Below are 18,972 nucleotides of genomic sequence, written 5' to 3' on the forward strand. Positions count from 1 at the left end.
AGTCGCACATGAAAAAACGACCGGGTTCGGTAGAACCCGGTCGTTAAGGCGGGAGACTCTGAGGTGGCCCCGCAGCCGGATGGCTGCGGGGTTTTTGATTGGCGGCCCGGTGAAGGGCCGCGCGCCGGAAGGGTTTTGCCAGAGCGTTTTACGGCCGGCTGCTGCCGAGCCAATGGGCGGCGGCGGGATAACTGACCGCGTTGATGTTGATGGTGCCGTCGAGGACGCCGTTGTCGAGGTAGTCGATGGAATCGAACAGCAGCCGTTTCACATACATGCGGTTGTGGGCGTAGCCACCGGGTTCTTCGGTGGGCAGTTTCTGATTCTGGAAGGCATAGGTCGCCAGCAGATCAGCGGTGGTGTTGTTGATGGTGGTGCCGAGGAAGTTCGGCAGACTGTTGGCCAGATAGGCGCCCAGCACCATCCCAGCCTGCTGATAACCCTCTGATTCCTCTTCGAGGAAGGCGGCGGCAGCGGCACTGCCGGCCTCCAGCGCCGCGCCGTGGGAGCCGTCGTGACAACCGATGCAGTTGGTGGCCGTCAGGGCGGTGATTTCACCGGTGGCGTTCTTTTCCACCACGCTGAAGCGATGCGCTTCGCTGCTGCTCATATGGCAGGCGGCGCAGGGGCCGGCGCCACTGACCTGCTGACCGACGACGGTGTCGTGGTCGAGGATGTCGACAATTTCGAGATCCAGGCTGTCATGGGCGAAGTAGGACGGATTGGCGTAGCTTTGACCGGGGAATTCAAAACCCATGTGGGTGACGGCGCTGAACAGGGTGCCACCGGCCGGGGCATGGTGGCCGACAAAACGGGAACTCATGCTGCTGTCCATGTTGCCGGCGCCGCCGTGGCAGGCCACGCAAACGTTGGAGTTGGCGATATCCGGCAGCACCACGGGCGCGCCCTGATAGGTGACGGCCGTGCCGCCGGTCGATTTCAGGGCGATAGCGCCCGGATCGCGCAGCGTACCGGCGCCGGCATTGCTATGGCAGCCCCAGCAGTAAAGCATTTCGGCCTGCGGTGAGCCGCTGGTACCGTTCCAGTCGGCCAGATGGCTGAAGTCGTTGTTGGCGGCATTGTAACCGTCCGGGTCATCCAGGTAATTGGCGACACCGGTGGCGGTATGGCAGCGCTGGCAGCCCTGGCGGGCATCGCTTTCCCACGGATAATGGACCCAGCCGTCGGCGGTGGCGCTGCCGGCGGCGGCGTCTGGGCCCTCAGCTTCCTTGACATCGAGCAGGTGACCGCCGTGAGCCGACCGCGCCCACTGTTCGTTGATGCTGTTGTCGCCATGGTGCACATTGTGACAATCGGCGCAGGCCGTGGCTGCCTGGGTCCGCAGGACATAGCCTTCCAGTAATTTGGCCGTTGTCGGATCGTCGAAGTGGGTGTCCCTGATCGAGCGGTCCATCAGGCCGTTGTCGTCGAAGTGATCGAAGTGGTAGTCGAGGGCGGCATTGTCGGCATGGCAGTGGCTACAGGTGTTGTACTGGGCCGAGCCATCGGCCGAGGCCGCCATCAGCAGCTGATCACCGCCGGTGGCATGGACGTCGTGACAGGTGCGGCACTGGATCGGACTGATGTTCTCTTCGCCCAGCGGTTCGGCACCACGGCCGTTGGTGGCGGTGATGGCGGCCACGGTGGTCAGACCACGGTAGAGTCGGGCGCCCTCGTCACTGTGACAGCGGTTGCAGCCGATGGTCTCACTGCGGGTGCTGCGGTCGCGGGGTTCGGCGGCATGGCCGGAGTCGAGATAATCGGGGACCACGTTGAGGGCGCCGGGGCTGTGGCCGCTGCGGCTGCGCAGGGCGACGAGTTCACCGGTTTCAGCGCTGACCTCGGCGTGGCAGCGGGCGCATTCCGCTACGCCGGGGCGCGGTGTCGGAATCGGGCCGATGCCGCGGTGGGCACTGCCGTTGCCGTGACAGGCCTCGCAGGCCACTACATCGCGTACGCTGAGGCCATAGGCGGCCGGCATGTTGATGGCATCGAGGGTGGCGTTGTGACAGTTGCCACAGCTGAAGGGCTCACCGGCCGCCGCCGGCTCGTGCGGCCCTGTCGGGCTGCCGTTCAGATTGGCATGGCGACCGGCCAGAAATGCCTGGTTCTGGGTGCTGTGGCACTGGGTGCAATTGGTGATGCCGCTGGCTTGCAGCACCGGCTCGGTGCTGGGCGTGACGGCGCTGCCACCGGAACCGCCACTGCTGCCGCAGCCGGCCAGAGTGGCGGCGGCCAGGGTTGTGAGGAACAGCCGTAACCAGGGTGAGTGCATGGTTGACCTCCTTTTTAATGGGGTGGTGGAAAAATTTAATGGCAGCGGCGGCAGGTCTTGCCGTTGCTGGCCTTGCGCAGATTGTCCTTGATGTCACCCCAGTCCTTCGGATGGGGGTTGTAGCCGCCGGCACCGGCGCGGGCGCTGTGGCAGCGCAGGCAGACATCACCATCGGGATGGCAGGCCTGGCAACTGGACAGCGACCGCCGTGCCTCGCGCGCGTGACCGATGGACCAGGAATGGTAGTCGGGCGCGATGGAGCTTTGCAGGTGGCAGCTGTCACAGGTGATGGACGGATCCATGCCGGCGTGGATGGCGTCGATGTCCGTGTCACCAAAGCCCAGATCGAAGGTGCGGCGGTGCGACGGGCTACCGAGGCTGTCGCCGCGCAGGCGGAATTGGTCGTGGCAGTCGGCACAGTAGTCGGGTTCGTGGCAGCTGGCGCACAGACGCTGGTCCGTGCGGGCGGCGATGGGGTGGGTGACGTGGAAGTCGCTGCGGTGAACGTTGGTCAGGCCGTTGCCGAAATCGCCCTGTTCATGGGAGAAACCGGCCTTGTGGCAGTCCAGACAGTCGGCCTGACGGTGGCAGGCCACACAGTCGATGGCCTCGCCCTTGGCTTCGCTGCGGTGATTGAGCGCCCACAGCGGGCCGTGGGTTGTGGGACCGCGCCAGGTCAGGGCGTCGATGGTGGCGCTGTCGTGACAGTCGAGACAGACCGCCGGATCGGGAACGATGCTGGGCGCGTCGGCCAGATGGCAGACACTGCAGTCTCCGCCATCGACATAGTCACGCACATGGGCGTCATGATCGAAGCCCGCCGCCCAGACCAGCGATGTTGCCAGCAGCGGCAGCATGACCAGGGGAATCAGCTTGAAGCGGGTCATAGAAGGCTCCTTTGGCTAGAACTGGATGTTGAACCGCACGGTGCCGCGGTTGTAGTAGTCCCACAGATCGCTCTCGATCCGCTCGAACTTGGCCTGCAGATTGGTTTTCTTGTTGATGTGCCAGGTGACATCGGCCCAGTAGCGCTGGCTGGTGGTTTCGTCGCTGGAGCCATCGGTTTCGAAGAAGTCGATCTCGCGTTCAAGGACATCGATGTTGGCTCCCAATCCGGCTTCAATCCATTCGGTCAGGCGGTAGGCACCGCGTATCTTGAAGCCCTTGAGATCCTGGCCATCGTCGTCGATACGGCAGATGCCGCTGACATAGCCGGAGAACGTGCCGGTGCGCAGCTTCTCAAGGCCGATTTCGAATACGTCGGCGTCGCTGAACTCGTCATACAGCTCCCGCACATAGCGGGCGTAGGCCTGCAGCCCGCGACGGATGTGCCAAGTGGCCTCGGCCAGTACCTCTTCGTATTCCTCGACGGCGAAGACCGAATAGATGGAGGTGGAGGAAAAGACCGGCAGCGAGTAGAGGTATTCCAGCCGCAGGGTGAAGGGCGCGTCGAAGCGGTATTTGCCGCCGAGATTGGCGTAGCTCAACCGCTCCGACAGAATGTCCCACTGCAGTTCGTTGTAGAGCCACAGCTTGCCGCGGATGTCGACGCTGGCGTCAAACCCTGCCAGTTCCTGGGCGATCAGGCCGCCCTCCCACTTCTGCAGGTAGGATAGGCCCAGATCGATGCTGTCGAGGTAGTGGGCGGTCAGTTCAACCCCGGTGAGCACGTCCTTGACGTTGTAGCCTTCGTAATAGCTGACATCGCCACCGCCGAACAGCTTGACGGCATAGGTGTCACTCAGCCGGTAATCCAGCGCCAGGCCGTCCATCAGCGAGGCGCCGGCGGTGGTGGAGATGAACTGGCGGCCGAGGCGGAAGTCCAGGCCGTCGAACAGATCCTTCTTTTCCAGGTAGGCAAAGTACAACCGGCTGTCGATGTCGGCCTCGCTGTTCAGATCGTCGGCGATACGGCCATAGCCGCGGAAGTTGTAGCCTTCGCCGCCAAGATCGCGCAGACTCAGCTGCAGATACTGGTAAACGGGCACCGCCGTGTCTTCCCGCGCGCTGTCGTACCATTCCATCACCGTGCTGGCTCTGCCGCTGACCGAGACTGCCTGCGCCGGCAGCGCCGACCACAGGGTCAGCGGCACCAGCAGCACGCCGCAAAAAATCCCTTGCCAGACTCTCATGCGACCTCCTGTAAGACAGAAATGAAGAAAAACGCCCGAAACCGCCCGGCTCCGGTCTGGTGGTTAAGGTAAATCCAACAAGCGTTATATTGTCATGAAAAGAATATCCGTTCTTTCACGCAGGGTTTTGGTCATCTGACCGGCCGCTGGCCACGCCTTGCGGCGCAGGCGCTTGGCCAGCGGCGGAGAACAACTGGCAGTAAAACAGAGAAAAACTGTCGGGTTTAGGCGGCTGCCGCGAGACAGGAGGATTTGGCCCCTGCGCGACTGTGCTTAAAACCGGATCGATGTTGTCGGTTTTAGCAGATGCTGTGCCAAGGTAAGGCAGAAGGCCGGGAAAAAGCGAGGTGCGCAAAAACAGCGGCAGCGGCCCTTGACCGGCGCGCTGGTTCATGATAGTGATACTGGGAATCAAAATCAGATAAACCCGATCCGCCGGAGGCGCCCATGCCGTCTGTTTTGTCAGCCCTGCATCGCATTTCTGCCCCGTCCTGTCCCTGCCCCCTGGCGCTGCCAAGCGCTGGCAGTGACGCACTGCCGTCCTGCTCCCCCTGCCTGACCTCGCAGTTCTGGCGCGATGTGACGCAGTGCTACGCCCGGGAGGAGGACTGCCTAGCTGCCTTTGTCGCCGTCAGCGGCGCCGAGGTGCTGGCCGGCATCAAGCCGGCCAATCTGGTGCGTATTGCCGACCGCAGTCACCGCTGTGGCCGCAACTTCTACCAGCTGTGGCGCCAGCACGGCCTGGCCGCGCCGCTGGCCCGAGAGCTGGCCGCCTGCGAACTGCCGGTGGAGGGCAGCGGCGTGCTGGTGCTGTTCTATTCGCCGCCGCTGTTGCAGCGGCGTTTGCTCAGTCGCGGTGCCCAGGCCTTTTTGCGGCGCTGTGGTTATCGCCAGACTCGCCAGCTGGATACGGTACTGGAACAGCTGGTCGCGCGGTGCCGCTGTGGCTTCCCCCACGAAATCGGTCTGTTTCTGGGCTATCCGCTGAAGGATGTGGCGGGCTTCATGGCGGGCAAGAGCGCCAGTCGCCAGCGCATGTGGAAGATCTTCGGGCCGCCGCGGCGCAGCGAGGCCCTGGCGGACGCCTTTTTCCAGGCCCGCGTGGCGGTGTTGGAGCAGGTGCGGCGCGGTCGGCTGCAGCCGTTGATGGCGGCCTGCTGACCTGCCGGCCGCGGTTTGCTCGCTGCTGAGCAGCGACCGTGCTATAACAGCTGCTGCAAGGGGTCCGTGGGGCTGGTGTGGCGAAGGAGGGTGGCTGAACGTGCGGCGGCGAACAAGGCAGGATACATGGCTGACCCGGCTGGTACGTGCCCGCTGGGCGCGTGGCTTTGCTCTGGTGGCGTTGGCCTACCTGAGCCTGGCCGTGCACCTGCTGCATCCGTTGCTGCATCGGCACGATGCCGCCGGCCATCCGGCCGCGCAGGTTTGTTGCGCTGACCAGGCTGATCGCTGTCCGGTCAGCGAACCGCAGCTGGCGAGTGCCCGTGCGGTGGCGGGCCCCTGCCCGCTGCATGATTTCTGCGCCAGTCTCTACCAGCTGTCGCCGCCGCCATCCTGCTGCTGGCAGGTTTTCCGTGCGGTCGGACAGCGCCTGGCATTTTCCCCGCCGGATGATCCGTCCGCGCCCTTCCTGTCCTCTCCGCCCGCCCGGGCGCCGCCTGTTTATCCGCTGCAGCCGTCTGGCTGCTTCTCTGCCGCGTTCCGGTCATTCTGGCCGGGGCTGATTCCGCTATGGGGATAAAACCGCCTGCCCGGCCGGTGACTGCCGGCGGGGCTGAGTGGTGAGAAGGAGAACGGGTATGCACAAAGCGAGACAACGGCTGGCGGCCTTGATGCTGCTGGCCCTGTGGTGCTGGGGTGCGGCCGCTGCGGCCGCCAGTACGGCCACCAGTACGGCCGCCGTGGCCGAGGTGGTGGAGCTGGAAAGTCTGCTGGTTACGGCCGAGGCAGAAGAGGAACTGGCGCAGCGGGCGGTCGGCGCCGAGCTGCTGCGCCAGGAACAGGTGATTGATCTGGCGGAACTGCTCAGCCAGCAGTCGGCGTCCACCGCGCTGATCCGCAAGAGCGGCTATGGCAACGAGGTTTCCGTGCGCGGCTTCGGCAAGGCCGATCTGGGGGTGCTGTATGACGATGCGATGCTTGAGGGCGCCTGCGGCAGCCGCAAGGATCCCGCCTTGTCGCATGTGCCGCTGCTGGCGGTCAAGCAGGTGCGGGTACAGCCGGGGCCCTTCGATGTGGCGCGCCACGGTGGCCTGGGTGGCGTGGTGGCGGTTGAAACCGCCGAGCCGCAGACCGAGGAGACGGCGGAACTGTGGCTTAAGGGCGGCAGTTTCGACTATCGGGCGGCGGCGCTGCAGCTGACGGGCGGAACCGAGCGTTTTCAGGCGCTGATGGGTTATGCCGCCACCCGCATGGATCCCTATCGGGATGGCGGCGGCCGGCGCCTGACGGATTATGCGCCGGCCGGGCGGCCTTACAGCGCTGCCGGCCGGAAACAGGCGGCGTTTGACAAGCAGGATGTCTGGACCAAATTGCGCTGGCAGCTGACGCCGGATCAGTCCCTGACCCTGGCGCATACCTATGGCCTGGCCGAGGATGTGCTGACACCGCGGGTGGCGGTCGATATTGAAAAAGAGCGTACCGCGCTGACCCAGTTACGTTATGAGGGCGAACATCTGGCCCGCTACAGCGACCGGCTGCAGCTGCGGCTGTACCATCACGATGTGCAGCATGAGCCGTCCGATCGTTATCGCGAACTGGTGGGGGCGGGCCTGCCCGGCTTTCATCGGCGCTTTGAGGCGCGTTCCACCCTGCGCGGGGCGCATCTGGCCAATACCCTCGACACCCCCTGGGCGCAGCTGACCTTCGGCGTCAGCCACGACCATCAGAACTGGAACGCCAATGCGTTCAACGCCGCCAGCGGCGCGCGGATCAACAACGCCTTCATCCCCGGGGTGCGCAGCAACCTGTGGGGCGGTTATGTGCAGGGTCGCCGCCATCTCGGCGCCCTGACGCTGAAGGGCGGGCTGCGCTACGACGAGGCCCGCATGGCGGCGACGCAGGCGCTGCCCTTCAGCCAGCGGCTGACCGCCGGCAACCAGCAGCGCGACCGCTATGGCAGCGGTTATCTGCTGGCCACCTGGTATCCCGGCGAGGACAGCAGCCTGTTTGTCGGCCTGGGCCAGGGCGCCCGGCTGCCGACCGGAGCGGAGCGCTACCTGCAGGGTTCCGCCAGTTTTTTTGGCAATCCCGCGCTTAAACCCACCCGCAACCGCGAAATCGACATCGGCGGCAGTCACCAGTTCGGCGCGTTGCGCGGCCAGGTCAAGCTGTTCTATGCCGATCTGACCGATTTCATCTACCAGCAGGCCCAGCCGTTCAAGACCTGGGGCAATATCGATGCCCATCTGTATGGCGCCGAAACCCGTTTTGACCTGCCCCTGGGGCCGTTCTGGCAACTGCAGGCCAGCGCCGCCTGGCAGCGGGGCCGCAAGGACGAACAGCCGCCCGGCAATGCGGATCGCGATCTGAGCGAGGTGCCGCCATGGAAAACCCGCCTGGCGCTGGACTACGCTCGCCGGGCGCTGGCGCTTGAGGTCGAGTGGCTCCATGCCGGTGCGAGCCGTCAGGTGGATGAAGCGGCGGGGGAGGTGCGCATGGCCGACTGGGATGTGGTCAACCTCAGTGCCCGTTATGAGCTGGCGCGCCACTGGACGCTTCATCTGGGGGTGGAGAACCTGTTTGACGCCTATTATGCCGTGGCCAATTCCTACGAATACGATGTGGTCAGCGGCGCGGCGGTGGCGCCGCCCATCATCTACGAACCGGGCCGCATGGCCTATCTCAGTCTGGTCAGTCGCTGGTAGGCGGGCCAGGTTTTGAACGGTCGTGGCCGCCACCCCCAAGCACAGCGGGGTGGCGGCCGTTTTTTTAGGGTGCGCGCCGCCGGCTCGCGGCTAGGGCGGCCAGCAGCGACCAAACGCCAAGGCTGGCGAAGGCCAAACCCCAGGCGGTGACCGAGTCGCGGCCGCCGCCCAGGTCGAGCACCAGACCGAAGGCCAGTGGCGCGACAAAGCCGGCGCCGAAGCCCAGCAGGGCGTGCAGCGCCATGGTGGCACCCTTGCGGCCGGGCTCCGTCGCCGCCACCAGGCCGGCGGTGAGAGCGGCCGAGTCGGCCATCACCCAGAGGAAGTAGAAGGCGGTGAGGGGAAACAGCAGGGCCATGGGCCAGTTGGCGGTGAAGCCGACCAGGCAGGCCAGCACCGACGACACCAGCATGGTGGCGCAAATAAAGCGGCGCCGGCCGTAGCGCACGGCGGCCTCGTTGCCCAGGATGCTGGCGGCCGGACCGAGCAGGTTGATCCAGGCGGCCAGGGCGGCGGCACCGAACCAGAAGCCGCCGCTGCTGGCATGGAGGGCCAGGCTGAAGGCGAAGAAGGCCGGCAGCCAGGAGCGCAGGCCGAACAGTTCCCAGCAGTGGGCGGCATAGCCAAGAATGTAGCCCATGGCGGCGCGGTTGCGCAGCACCGGGCGGAAATCGAACAGCAGCCCCGGCGGCGCGCCGCTGGGAACCGGCGCTGCTGGCGGCAGGCGAACGAACACCAGCGCCCCGGCCAGCAGGGGGCCGAAGGCGGCGCAGCCGAATACCCAGGGCCAACCCAGCGGTTGCAGGGCGCCGGCCAGCAGCAGCGAGGCGGTGGTGCCCAGGCCGAAGGTGGCGGTATAGAAGGCCACCGCGCGGCTGGGCACGCTGCCCTGGAAATGATCGGTCAGCAGGCGCAGGCCCGGCATGTAGGTGCCGGCCAGACCGGCGCCGACCAGAGCCTGGAACAGCAGCGCCGTCCACAGGCCCCTGGCCAGCAGGGCAAAGCCGAGGCTGCCGGCGCTGGCCAGCAGGCAGGCCAGCAGATAGATGCGGCGGGTGTCGTAGCGGTCGGTCAAACCGACCAGCAGGGGCGTGGCTACCATGTAGCCGGCGAAGAAGGCGCCACTGATAAGGCCGGCGGCCGAACTGCTCAGCTGCCAGTGGTGTTGCAGCAGCGGCAACAGGGCCGGATAGGCGGCAAAACCGGTCATGCTGAGAACCTCGGCGGCACACAGCAGCAGCACCAGTGCGCGCGGGGCCGGGGCGCGCCGGGCGCTCATGGGGCAAGGTGCCGTTGCGGCAGGGGATGGGGCATGGCGGACTCCAGTGCGGGCAGAGGGAACAGGCCATCCTGAGGGTACGGTGGTTTGGCGGGCGAACCAAGGGAAAAAGAACCGGCATTCGTTGGGGACAGCTTGCAAAGATGATTTTTTTTGTCAGCTTTGACGGACGTCAAGTTTTTTGCTGGCTGAAGGCGTTAGGGTGGCGACCAGTTACGGCAGCCAGGATAACCCACCCCAACAAGGAGGTTCACGATGAGTATGTTCTGTTTTCAGTGTCAGGAAGCCGCCCGCGGCACCGGTTGCACCAGGGTCGGCATGTGCGGCAAGCAGGAAAGCACCGCCAACCTGCAGGATCTGCTGGTGTTCAGCCTGAAAGGTCTGGCGCTGGCGGCGCAGCGGGCCCGCACGAAACAGCTCGATCTGGCCGATACCGGCCTGTTTATCTGTCAGGCCCTGTTCGCCACCATCACCAACGCCAATTTCGACGATCAGCGCATCAGTGCCCTGATTCAGGATGCCCTGCGGCGGCGCGACGCCTTCAAGGCCCAGCTGGGTCTGACCACCGGCCCCGACTGCCTGAGCTGGAACGGCAGCGAAGCCAACTATGCCGCCAAGGCCGCCGAGGTGGGGGTGCTGTCGCAGCCCAACGAGGATGTCCGCTCCCTGCGCGAACTGCTGGTCTACGGCCTCAAGGGCATGGCCGCCTATGCCGATCATGCCGCCATGCTCGGGTTCGAGAAACCGGAAATCTATGATTTCATGATTGACGCCCTGACTTCCACCACCGAGGAACTCAGCGTCGAGGCCATGATCGGCCAAGTGATGAAATGCGGCGAGGTGGCGGTGACCACCATGGCCCTGCTGGACGAGGCCAACACCACGCGTTACGGTAATCCCGAGATCAGCCGGGTCAAGCTGGGCGTGCGCGACCGCCCCGGCATTCTCATCTCCGGTCACGATCTGCACGACATGGAGGATCTGCTCCGCCAGACCGAGGGCAGCGGCGTCGATGTCTACACCCACAGCGAGATGCTGCCGGCCCATTACTACCCGGCCTTCAAGAAATACGACCATTTCGTCGGCAACTACGGCAACGCCTGGTGGCAGCAGAACAAGGAGTTCGCCGCCTTCAACGGTCCCATCCTGATGACCACCAACTGCATCACGCCGGTGCAGGATGCCTATAAGGATCGCATCTACACCACCGGCATGGCCGGCTGGCCCGGTGTGCCGCATATCGCCGAGCGGCCCGAGGGTGGCAGCAAGGATTTTTCCGCCCTGATCGCCCAGGCCAAAACCTGTGCCCCGCCCACCGAGCTGGAACAGGGCGAGATTGTCGGCGGCTTTGCCCATGCCCAGGTGATGGCCCTGGCCGACAAGGTGGTGGCGGCAGTGAAATCCGGCGCCATCAGGCGCTTCGTTGTCATGGCCGGCTGTGACGGCCGCCACACCAGCCGCAGCTACTTCACCGAGGTGGCGCAGGAACTGCCGGGTGATACCGTCATTCTCACCGCCGGCTGCGCCAAGTACCGCTACAACAAGCTGCAGCTGGGCGATATCGGCGGCATTCCGCGCGTGCTCGATGCCGGCCAGTGCAACGATTCCTACTCGCTGGCTTATATCGCCCTGAAGCTCAAGGAGGTGTTCGGCCTCGACGACATCAACGAACTGCCCATCTCCTACGATATCGCCTGGTACGAGCAGAAGGCGGTGGTGGTGCTGCTGGCGCTGCTGTTCCTCGGCGTCAAGGGCATCCGCCTTGGCCCCACCCTGCCGGCCTTTCTGTCGCCCAACGTGGCCAAGGTGCTGGTGGAGAATTTCAACATCAAGGCCATCGGCAGCGTGCAGGAGGATGTCGCGGCCATCATGGCCGGCCAATAGTTTCCGCCGAAAGACGGTGTCAACCTTCCGCTAACAGGCTGTTGAAAAACAGCCTGCTGGAGCCCATGGACGGGCGACCAAAATCAATCATTACTTCGTAATGGATTGATTTTGTGAGCAAGACGGAAATCGCATTTTCGGCTTGCGTCGTTGAAAAAGCCCCGGAAGGGACTTTTTCAACATCCTGCTGATACCGCGGCACGGCTAAAACGGCACGAAACAGCAACAGGGAGGACAGCTTATGGCTGTCCTCCCTGTTGTTCGTTTTACGCGGTGCTGGCCGTCTGGCTCAGACGATCAGCTTGGAGATGGCCTTGAACTCGGCGCTGCCGGCGGCACGCAGCAGTTCAAACAGGACGGATTCGACATTGGTGAGAATGGCGCCGGCCTGTTCCATGCGGCGCAGGGCGTTGTCGCGGTTGGCGTCGCTGCGGGAGCAGGTGGCGCTGATGGGGACATGAACCTGATAGCCGGCCTGCAGCAGATCGAGCACGGTCTGCAGCACGCAGACATGGGTCTCCATGCCGGTGACGATGATCTGGCGGCGTTGCAGGGCTTCCAGCGCCGGCCAGAAGCTCTGTTCGCCGCAGCAGCTGAAGGTGGTTTTTTCAATGCAATCGGCGCCGCCGGCGGCTTGGCGGATGCTGGCCAGCGTCGGCCCCAGGCCCTTGGGATACTGCTCGGTCAACAGGGTCGGCACCTGCAGCAGGTTGAGTCCCTGCTGCAACAGGCCGATGGCCTGTTCGACGCCGGCGCGGTTGGCCATGGCGGTCACCAGGCGCTCCTGCACGTCGATGATCAGCAGGGCGGCCTGGTCGCGCTGCAACAGACTGGGATGATGCTTCATGGTTCCTCCTTGGGGTGGGGGCTGGGGCTGTCGGCCGGGCGGCGGCCAAGGGGCAGGCGGCTGAACCGGCCGCCGTGCAGGATGGGATCGCCCGCATAGCCGAGGGCGGTGAAGTCCAGATAATTGCCGTTTTGCCGCAGTTGGTCAAGGTCGTCGCGCTTGCCGGCGAGGAAGCTGAAATCGGTCGGCTTGTGGGCCAGTTCCCTGAAGTTGACATGACGGCTGTCCTGATGACAGCGGTCGCAGGTCTGTTCGCCGCGCAGGCTGTCGTGGCAGGAAACGCAGGTCAGCGCCAGGCGCGCCGGCATCACCTCGTGTTCAACCCGCCACCAGGTCCAGGTCTCGCGCCAGTGCCAGCGGCCGCTGTAGGGCAGGCCGGCGACGGCCATGCCGTCGCTGAAGGCCTGGTGCCAGTCGAAGTTCTTCCAGTAGGCCGTGCGGTCAGCGGCGCCACGCGGGAACAGATGCGGAATCAGCAGGGTGCCGTGCTCGCTGTCGAAGGCTTGCACGCCCTTCATGACCTTGAACGGCGTGATGCGTGCCTGCGGGTCGTGGCGCTGGCCGAGGGGCGCGGTCAGCTGCACCGGCGTGGTGCCGGCGGGCACGGCATCGCCGACCAGCACCCGCTCCATGGTGCCGTCGAACCAGACATAATCCGGCGTGGCGGCTCGCTGCCAGGCGAATTCGCCCTTCTGCACATGGTAGTCGGGCAGGGGGTCGCTGTCGCCCAGTCGTGTCATCTGCGGCTGGCGGCCTGTGTCGCCGGCCTTGGACCAGTCCCACCAGTTTTTGGTCGGGGTGCACTTGGCGTACACCGGCGAATGGCAGACGTTGCAGGCCAGACTGGCGCTGTGGCGGTTGAGATGGGCCGCCAGCAGGCCGTTGCGGTAATGGGGCGCGGCCGAATGGCAGTCCTCGCAGCGCACCACGCCCTCGGCCGGCGCTACCGACGAACTGCGGCCGGCGATGCGGTGCTGATAGGTGCGGTGGCAGTCGACACAGCCGAAATCGAGATCGCCCATGTGCACATCGCAACGCGGATCGGGGTCGAGCAGGTTGTTGCCCATGTCGGCATGCTTGATGGCGTCGCCGCCGCCGCCGTTGAAGTGGCAGCTGCCGCAGCTGGCGCGGCTGCTGTGGCCAACCTGTTCGGCGATGGGTTTCAGGTCGAGATCCTTCACCGGCCAGCCGGCGTTGGTGGGTTCCTTTTTGTAGCGCCCGCTGCGGTCGTGGCAGACCAGGCAGTCGATGCGGCTGAGATCAGCAAAATCGAAAGAGGCATCCGTCCATCCGTAACCGGCGTGACAACTGGTGCAACGAGACTCGTTGCTCAGGATGCTCACTCAGTAGTTGTTCAGCGCCGTCGAGCCCTTGCCGTGGGCGACGGCGTTGCTGTGATCGGCCGTGTAGGGCGAGGGGCCGCGCCAGCGCCAGTGAACGCTGTGGCGCACCGCCTCGGCCTGGGCCTCGTGGCAGCGGCGGCATTCGGCCGTTACCTGCAGGGCGTCGGGTTTATCCGGCAGTCTGACCAGTTCCTTGTGGTCGGGCACCCGTGGGCGGTGACAGTCGTTGCAGGTCTGCGGCCCCAGCCGCTCTTGCTGGTGGCAAGGGATACAGGCCTGGTGATAGGCGCCGCGCAGTCCCGGCCGTTCGGGAAAATCGGGGTTGAAGCTGGCCTGGTGGCAGGCGCTGCAGCGCACCGTTTCCGGGTTCGGACTGTAGGGCATATCGGCTTCGGGCCGGCGGTGGTGGCAGCGGCTGCAGTCGCCGCTGCGGGCGGCGTGCTGACCGTGATTGAAGCGCACGGCCAGATACTGGTCCGATTCGGCGCGCACCAGCGGGCTGTCGAGAACGAAATAGCTGGTCTTGACGTCGGCCGGGCTCAAACCCAGGGCATGCAGGCGCTGGCGCCGCCGCAGGGGATCTTCACTGCGCACCTGCTCGACCAGGGGCACGGTTTCGGCGGCGCGCAGCAGGGCCTGCTGCTGGCGTGTTGGCACCGTCTCCGCCGCCGGAGCAACGCCGGCAGCGGCCAGCAGAGCCGTCAGGGCTGTCAGGGCTGTCAGGGCAACAAGGGGGAGAGCGATCATGGGCGATTCTCCTGTGGGCGGTTTTCCGGCACCGCCGGTGTCGGCGCGGCCGGCACCAGAATGGGCAGATGGGTCACCAGCAGGCGGTAAAGCAGCATCAGGCTGGCAATAAGCCCCGCCGTGATCAGCCATTCGCCCAGCGCCGGACTGTAGTCGGCGCCGCTGAAGGGCGGCATGAAGCCGGTGACAAAGACATTGTAGCGATTGAGCAGCACGCCGCCGACGATAAGGGCCGCGGCGCAGAACAGGCCGCGGCGCGACCGGCGCAGGCGGGCCGACAACAGCAGCAGCCAGGGCAGCAGCACGCCCAACCCCAGTTCGATGCTGAAGGCCAGGCTCTGGGCGCTGCCCTCCAGCAGGTAGGGCCAGGCGCCGCGCCAGCTCAGGTCCGCGATCTTCAGCAGCAGATACAGGCCCAGCAGGTAGCGGCTGATGCCGGCCAGCGGCGTCAGCACCGCCTGTTCGTCGGCCGAGGCCAGACTGGCACGGGCCAGGTTGGCTTCGACCACCACCATTGGATAGCCGACGGCGATGGCCGAGGTCAGAAACAGCAGCGGCAGCAGCGGGCTGTACCACAGCGGATGCAGCTTGGTCGGCGCGATCAGCAGCAGCGCGCCCAGACTCGACTGGTGCATGCAGGACAGCACCACCCCGGCGATCAGGAAGAGCCACAGATGGCGCTGCAGCGGCCGGTGCAGGCGCTCGGCGGCGTTCATCAGCGGGGTGCTCAGGCGCTGCAGCCTCCCTGGCAGCCGCACGCCCTGACGCAGCCGCTCCAGCACGATGGGCAGAAACTCGATGTAGAGCACATGCAGATAGACCAGCACGCACATGGCCACCTCGAACAGCACCGAATGATGGTTCTGGAAGATGAGCGGTTTCCAGATGGCCCAGCTGCGGCCGATATCAACCAGCAGGCCGAGCACGACAAAGGTATAGCCGAGCATGGCGGTGAGCAGGGCCGGCCGCTCGATGGCGACGTAGCGGTGACGGCCGAACAGGTGACAAAGGGCGGCGGTGGTGAAGCCGCCGGCGGCCAGGGCGACGCCGGAGGCGACATCGACGGCCACCCACAGGCCCCAGGGCCGGCCGGTGCTCAGGTTCGAGACCGCGCCGATGCCGCCGGAAAAACGCAGCAGCAGGCTGATGGCGGCGGCGCCGACCAGGCACAGCAGCACCAGGACGCCGGGGGTCCAGAACGGCCGGCGCAGGGGCGCGGGTTGCGGATGCGGGGCGTTCATGCGGCACCTCCCGGCGGCGTTATCGTGGCGTCAGGCGGCGTGGTTTTGCGCTGGTTGCGCCGGTACAGCGCCGTGAGCAGACCAAACAGCACCAAAGGCGACCACAGATAGCTGAACAGGCTTTTCTGCAGGGTTTCCGTCAGGCGCGGCAGCGGCCGGCCGGGCAGGCGCAGAAAGCCGAGGCGTTCGAAGGGCACGGCCGACAGATAGAGCCAGCCGGTGCCGCCAACCTCGGTTTCACCGTAGATGTGCGGCGTATAGCGGGCCGGCTGGTCGCGCAGACGCTGATGGGCCAGCTGCAGCAGACGGTCGCGGCGGCCGAAGCTGATGGCCTGGGTCGGGCAGACGCTGGCGCAGGCCGGTGCCTTGCCGTCAGCCAGCAGCGGGGCGCAGAAGGTGCATTTCATTACTCGCGGGGTGACGGGATCCTGGTACTCGTAGGCGGGAATCTCGAAGGGACAGGCCACCATGCAATAACGACAGCCGATGCACTTGGCGGCGTCGTACACCACGGCGCCGTCGGCGCGTTTGCTCAGGGCGCCGGTAATGCAGGCACTGGCGCAGGCCGGATCCTGGCAGTGCATGCACTGCAGCTTGACGTAGTCGGGCAGCAGCACCCCCTGGGCGTCGACGCGGCCGCTGTGATAGCGGTTGACCACCGTCAGGGCGCGGGCGTCGGGGCGGCGGGGCCGGTCGAACAGGGTCAGATCGCTGAACGCCTGGGCGGGCGGCGGCAGCTGGTTGACCCCATTGCAGGCCTGTTCGCATTTGCGGCAGCCGATGCAGCGGGTCAGATCGACCAGACAGCCCAAGGCGTCCGGCGGGGCCTTGGATTGCCAGGCGCGCGCAGCGGCGGGGCGGCTCAGCAGCAGACCACCGGCGCCGGCGGCGGACAGCTTGAAAAAGCCGCGACGTGAAAGTGCCATGATGTTCCCTCCCAACCGGAGAATTGCCGGCGCTGTCCCGCGCGGCGCAATCGAGAACGATTCTCAGTCGCACCAACAGTGCCAAGCAAAACGCGGTTTGTCAAGAGGATCGGCGCGGCGCCAGAACGCGCCAGGGGCCTGAACGGCGGCTCCGCTGCGACCAGCGCTGGCACACAAAAAAAGCGTCTCCGCGAACGGAGACGCCTTCTGGCTCAAGGGTGTTGCTGTCTGTCGAGCTTGCGATCAGGCTTCGGCCTTCCACAGACCGTGCAGGTTGCAGTATTCGCGGGCGGTGATCTTGGCGGCCTTGATACAGCAGAAAAAGGCTTCCGGCGCCTGGCCCGGCTTGAGGAACTGGCGGTAGCTCTTGTTGTCGGCGATCAGCTCGATCCACTCGATGTAGTGCTCTTCCGTCATCGGGTGGGCAACGCTGCCAACGCTGACCTTGACGCCTTCGGCGGTGACCTCGATGACCGGCACATGTTTTTCCTGGGCGGCGTCGGTGGTGTTTTCCTTCAGCTGGCGCATGGGCTTGCCGCAGCACACCAGCGCGGCCGCGCCGCTGTGCAGCACCTCGACAATGTTGCCACAGGTATCACATTTGTAGACGCCTTGTTGTTCGGTTGCCATGAAGCAGTCTCCTTTCACGGGGGTTGAGGATGAGACATTAGACTGTTTTGTGAACTAATTTAGTCATTTTAGCAGCATTTGCCGAAGGCGCAAGGGGCTGGCGGGATTTTTCCGGCGGCTGGGCGGCGCGCTTTTTGTGTACTCAAACAACAACCAAATCAACACAGTTAAATGGCGAATCTTGGCGCCGACTCAGATTTCGAGCCCAAAATGGAGCGGAAAGAAGCCATAATTTGTCTTAGATTTTGTGATTCCGGTAAGTTATATAAGTTGGCATCGATGTTGCTGATCAACAGCACAATCTGTTTCATCAACCCCTGTTCTGAACCCACCTGCGGAGGAGATGTCCATGACCCCGAAATTCGACGAAAAAATTGAGCCGATTTACCAGGAAGTTCTGGCCCGCAACCCCGGTGAGACCGAGTTCCACCAGGCGGTGCAGGAGGTGCTGGAATCCCTCGGTCCCGTGCTGGTGAAGCACCCCGAGTTTGCCGATCACCGCATCATCGAGCGCATCTGCGAGCCGGAGCGGCAGATCATCTTCCGGGTGCCCTGGCAGGATGACAAGGGCGATGTTCACATCAATCGCGGCTTCCGCGTCGAGTTCAACAGCTCGCTGGGCCCCTACAAGGGCGGCCTGCGTTTCCATCCGTCGGTCTACCTCGGCATTATCAAGTTTCTCGGCTTCGAGCAGATCTTCAAGAATGCCCTGACCGGCATGCCCATCGGTGGCGGCAAGGGCGGCAGCGATTTCGATCCCAAAGGCAAGTCGGATACCGAGATCATGCGTTTCTGCCAGAGCTTCATGACCGAACTGCATCGCCACCTGGGTGAGCACACCGACGTGCCGGCCGGCGATATCGGTGTGGGCGGCCGGGAAATCGGCTATCTGTTCGGCCAGTACAAGCGCATCACCAACCGCTGGGAAGCTGGCGTGCTGACCGGCAAGGGTCTTGACTGGGGCGGCTCGCTGGTGCGTACCGAGGCCACCGGTTACGGTGCCACCTTCTTTGTCGACGAAATGCTCAAGGTGCGCAAGGACAGCTTCGAAGGCAAGACCTGCCTGGTGTCCGGCAGCGGCAACGTGGCCATCTACACCATCGAGAAGATTAACGAACTCGGCGGCAAGGTAGTGGCCTGCTCCGATTCCGGCGGCTACATCTACCACGAAAAGGGTCTGGATCTGGCCCTGATCCAGCAGCTCAAGGAAATCGAGCGCCGCCGCATCAAGGATTACGCCGAATATCATAAAGACGCCAAGTACGTCGCCAAGGGCAATATCTGGCAGATTCCCTGCCAGGTGGCCATGCCCAGCGCCACCCAGAACGAGATCAACGGCAAGGATGCCGCCACCCTGGTCAAGAACGGCTGCATCGCTGTCGGTGAAGGCGCCAACATGCCGACCACGCCGGAAGGGGTACGGGTCTTCCTTGAGGCCGGCATCGCCTATGGCCCCGGCAAGGCGGCCAACGCCGGCGGCGTCGCTACCAGCGCGCTGGAGATGCAGCAGAACGCCTGCCGCGACTCCTGGACCTTCGAGTACACCGAGAAACGCCTGCAGCAGATCATGCAGAGCATCCATCAGCTGTGCTACGAAACCGCCGAGGAGTACGGCACGCCGGGCAACTACGTCAACGGTGCCAACATCGCCGGTTTTGTCCGGGTGGCCCGCGCCATGGTCGCCTTCGGCCTGGTGTAATCTCTCTGTGACGCAGATGTTTTCCTGTTAAACCCAAACCCCGCCGGTGATCCGGCGGGGTTTTTTATTCGGTGAAGCAGCCCGTCTTCTGTTACAACAACGC

General features: G+C 64.8%; 17 protein-coding genes. 5 read left to right on the forward strand and 12 right to left on the reverse strand.

Going from position 1 to position 18,972, the window contains the following annotated elements; translation table 11 throughout:
- Positions 1-148: 148 nt before the first annotated feature.
- The 4 genes from BLR80_RS00650 to BLR80_RS12620 all read right to left on the reverse strand — a co-directional run bounded on the left by BLR80_RS00650 (position 149) and on the right by BLR80_RS12620 (position 4,801).
- Positions 149-2,275 carry a multiheme c-type cytochrome gene (locus tag BLR80_RS00650; RefSeq protein WP_092075288.1) on the reverse strand — a complete coding sequence of 709 codons (2,127 nt, stop codon included), beginning with the start codon at positions 2,273-2,275 and terminating at the stop codon, positions 149-151.
- A gap of 35 nt (positions 2,276-2,310) precedes the next feature.
- Complete coding sequence (locus BLR80_RS00655; protein WP_092075289.1) at positions 2,311-3,162, reverse strand: cytochrome C; 852 nt, start codon at positions 3,160-3,162, stop codon at positions 2,311-2,313.
- Between the two features lie 15 nt (positions 3,163-3,177).
- Positions 3,178-4,407 carry a hypothetical protein gene (locus BLR80_RS00660; RefSeq protein ID WP_092075290.1) on the reverse strand — a complete coding sequence of 410 codons (1,230 nt, stop codon included), beginning with the start codon at positions 4,405-4,407 and terminating at the stop codon, positions 3,178-3,180.
- A gap of 115 nt (positions 4,408-4,522) precedes the next feature.
- Entirely contained in the window at positions 4,523-4,801 is a 279-nt protein-coding gene (locus BLR80_RS12620; protein WP_143012053.1) for a hypothetical protein, read from the reverse strand.
- Positions 4,802-4,854: 53 nt separating this feature from the next.
- Between BLR80_RS12620 and BLR80_RS00665 the strand changes: the two genes are divergently transcribed.
- From BLR80_RS00665 to BLR80_RS00675, 3 genes are all read left to right on the forward strand, one after another.
- Positions 4,855-5,568, forward strand: a complete 714-nt coding sequence (locus BLR80_RS00665; RefSeq protein ID WP_092075291.1) for a DUF3793 family protein — start codon at positions 4,855-4,857, stop codon at positions 5,566-5,568.
- 100 nt (positions 5,569-5,668) lie between these two features.
- Entirely contained in the window at positions 5,669-6,148 is a 480-nt protein-coding gene (locus tag BLR80_RS00670; protein ID WP_092075292.1) for a hypothetical protein, read from the forward strand.
- 58 nt (positions 6,149-6,206) lie between these two features.
- A complete protein-coding gene (locus BLR80_RS00675; protein WP_092075293.1) occupies positions 6,207-8,273 on the forward strand; it encodes a TonB-dependent receptor in 2,067 nt (688 codons plus the stop codon).
- A 64-nt stretch (positions 8,274-8,337) separates the two neighbouring features.
- On the opposite strand, the gene BLR80_RS00680 is transcribed toward BLR80_RS00675, so the two are convergent.
- Positions 8,338-9,552 carry an MFS transporter gene (locus BLR80_RS00680; protein ID WP_092075294.1) on the reverse strand — a complete coding sequence of 405 codons (1,215 nt, stop codon included), beginning with the start codon at positions 9,550-9,552 and terminating at the stop codon, positions 8,338-8,340.
- Between the two features lie 255 nt (positions 9,553-9,807).
- Here BLR80_RS00680 and hcp point away from each other — a divergent pair, with 255 nt between their 5' ends.
- Entirely contained in the window at positions 9,808-11,436 is a 1,629-nt protein-coding gene (gene hcp / locus BLR80_RS00685) for a hydroxylamine reductase (RefSeq protein WP_216095151.1), read from the forward strand.
- Between the two features lie 19 nt (positions 11,437-11,455).
- Here the strand turns inward: hcp and BLR80_RS12625 are convergent, their stop codons facing one another.
- The 7 genes from BLR80_RS12625 to BLR80_RS00710 all read right to left on the reverse strand — a co-directional run bounded on the left by BLR80_RS12625 (position 11,456) and on the right by BLR80_RS00710 (position 17,170).
- On the reverse strand, positions 11,456-11,662 hold the full coding sequence (locus BLR80_RS12625; protein WP_143012054.1) for a hypothetical protein: 207 nt from the start codon (positions 11,660-11,662) through the stop codon (positions 11,456-11,458).
- A gap of 63 nt (positions 11,663-11,725) precedes the next feature.
- A complete protein-coding gene (locus tag BLR80_RS00690) occupies positions 11,726-12,283 on the reverse strand; it encodes a hydrolase (protein ID WP_092075295.1) in 558 nt (185 codons plus the stop codon).
- The gene (locus BLR80_RS13060) at positions 12,280-13,626 is read right to left on the reverse strand and encodes a tetrathionate reductase family octaheme c-type cytochrome (RefSeq protein ID WP_216095152.1); all 1,347 of its coding nucleotides are present in this window, start codon (positions 13,624-13,626) and stop codon (positions 12,280-12,282) included. The genes BLR80_RS00690 and BLR80_RS13060 overlap by 4 nt, the downstream gene beginning before the upstream one ends.
- Positions 13,627-14,373 carry a cytochrome c3 family protein gene (locus BLR80_RS13065; RefSeq protein ID WP_216095153.1) on the reverse strand — a complete coding sequence of 249 codons (747 nt, stop codon included), beginning with the start codon at positions 14,371-14,373 and terminating at the stop codon, positions 13,627-13,629.
- The gene (gene nrfD / locus BLR80_RS00700; RefSeq protein ID WP_092075296.1) at positions 14,370-15,614 is read right to left on the reverse strand and encodes an NrfD/PsrC family molybdoenzyme membrane anchor subunit; all 1,245 of its coding nucleotides are present in this window, start codon (positions 15,612-15,614) and stop codon (positions 14,370-14,372) included. Before nrfD ends, BLR80_RS13065 begins: the two co-directional genes overlap by 4 nt.
- The gene (locus BLR80_RS00705) at positions 15,611-16,540 is read right to left on the reverse strand and encodes a 4Fe-4S dicluster domain-containing protein (RefSeq protein ID WP_092075297.1); all 930 of its coding nucleotides are present in this window, start codon (positions 16,538-16,540) and stop codon (positions 15,611-15,613) included. The genes nrfD and BLR80_RS00705 overlap by 4 nt, the downstream gene beginning before the upstream one ends.
- A gap of 243 nt (positions 16,541-16,783) precedes the next feature.
- Complete coding sequence (locus BLR80_RS00710) at positions 16,784-17,170, reverse strand: desulfoferrodoxin (RefSeq protein WP_092075298.1); 387 nt, start codon at positions 17,168-17,170, stop codon at positions 16,784-16,786.
- A gap of 349 nt (positions 17,171-17,519) precedes the next feature.
- On the opposite strand from BLR80_RS00710, the gene gdhA reads away from it, so the two are divergent.
- On the forward strand, positions 17,520-18,869 hold the full coding sequence (gdhA, locus tag BLR80_RS00715) for an NADP-specific glutamate dehydrogenase (RefSeq protein ID WP_092075299.1): 1,350 nt from the start codon (positions 17,520-17,522) through the stop codon (positions 18,867-18,869).
- Positions 18,870-18,972 lie beyond the last annotated feature (103 nt).

The organism is Desulfuromonas thiophila, assembly GCF_900101955.1.
Classification (GTDB): Bacteria; Desulfobacterota; Desulfuromonadia; order Desulfuromonadales; family Desulfuromonadaceae; genus Pseudodesulfuromonas; species Pseudodesulfuromonas thiophila.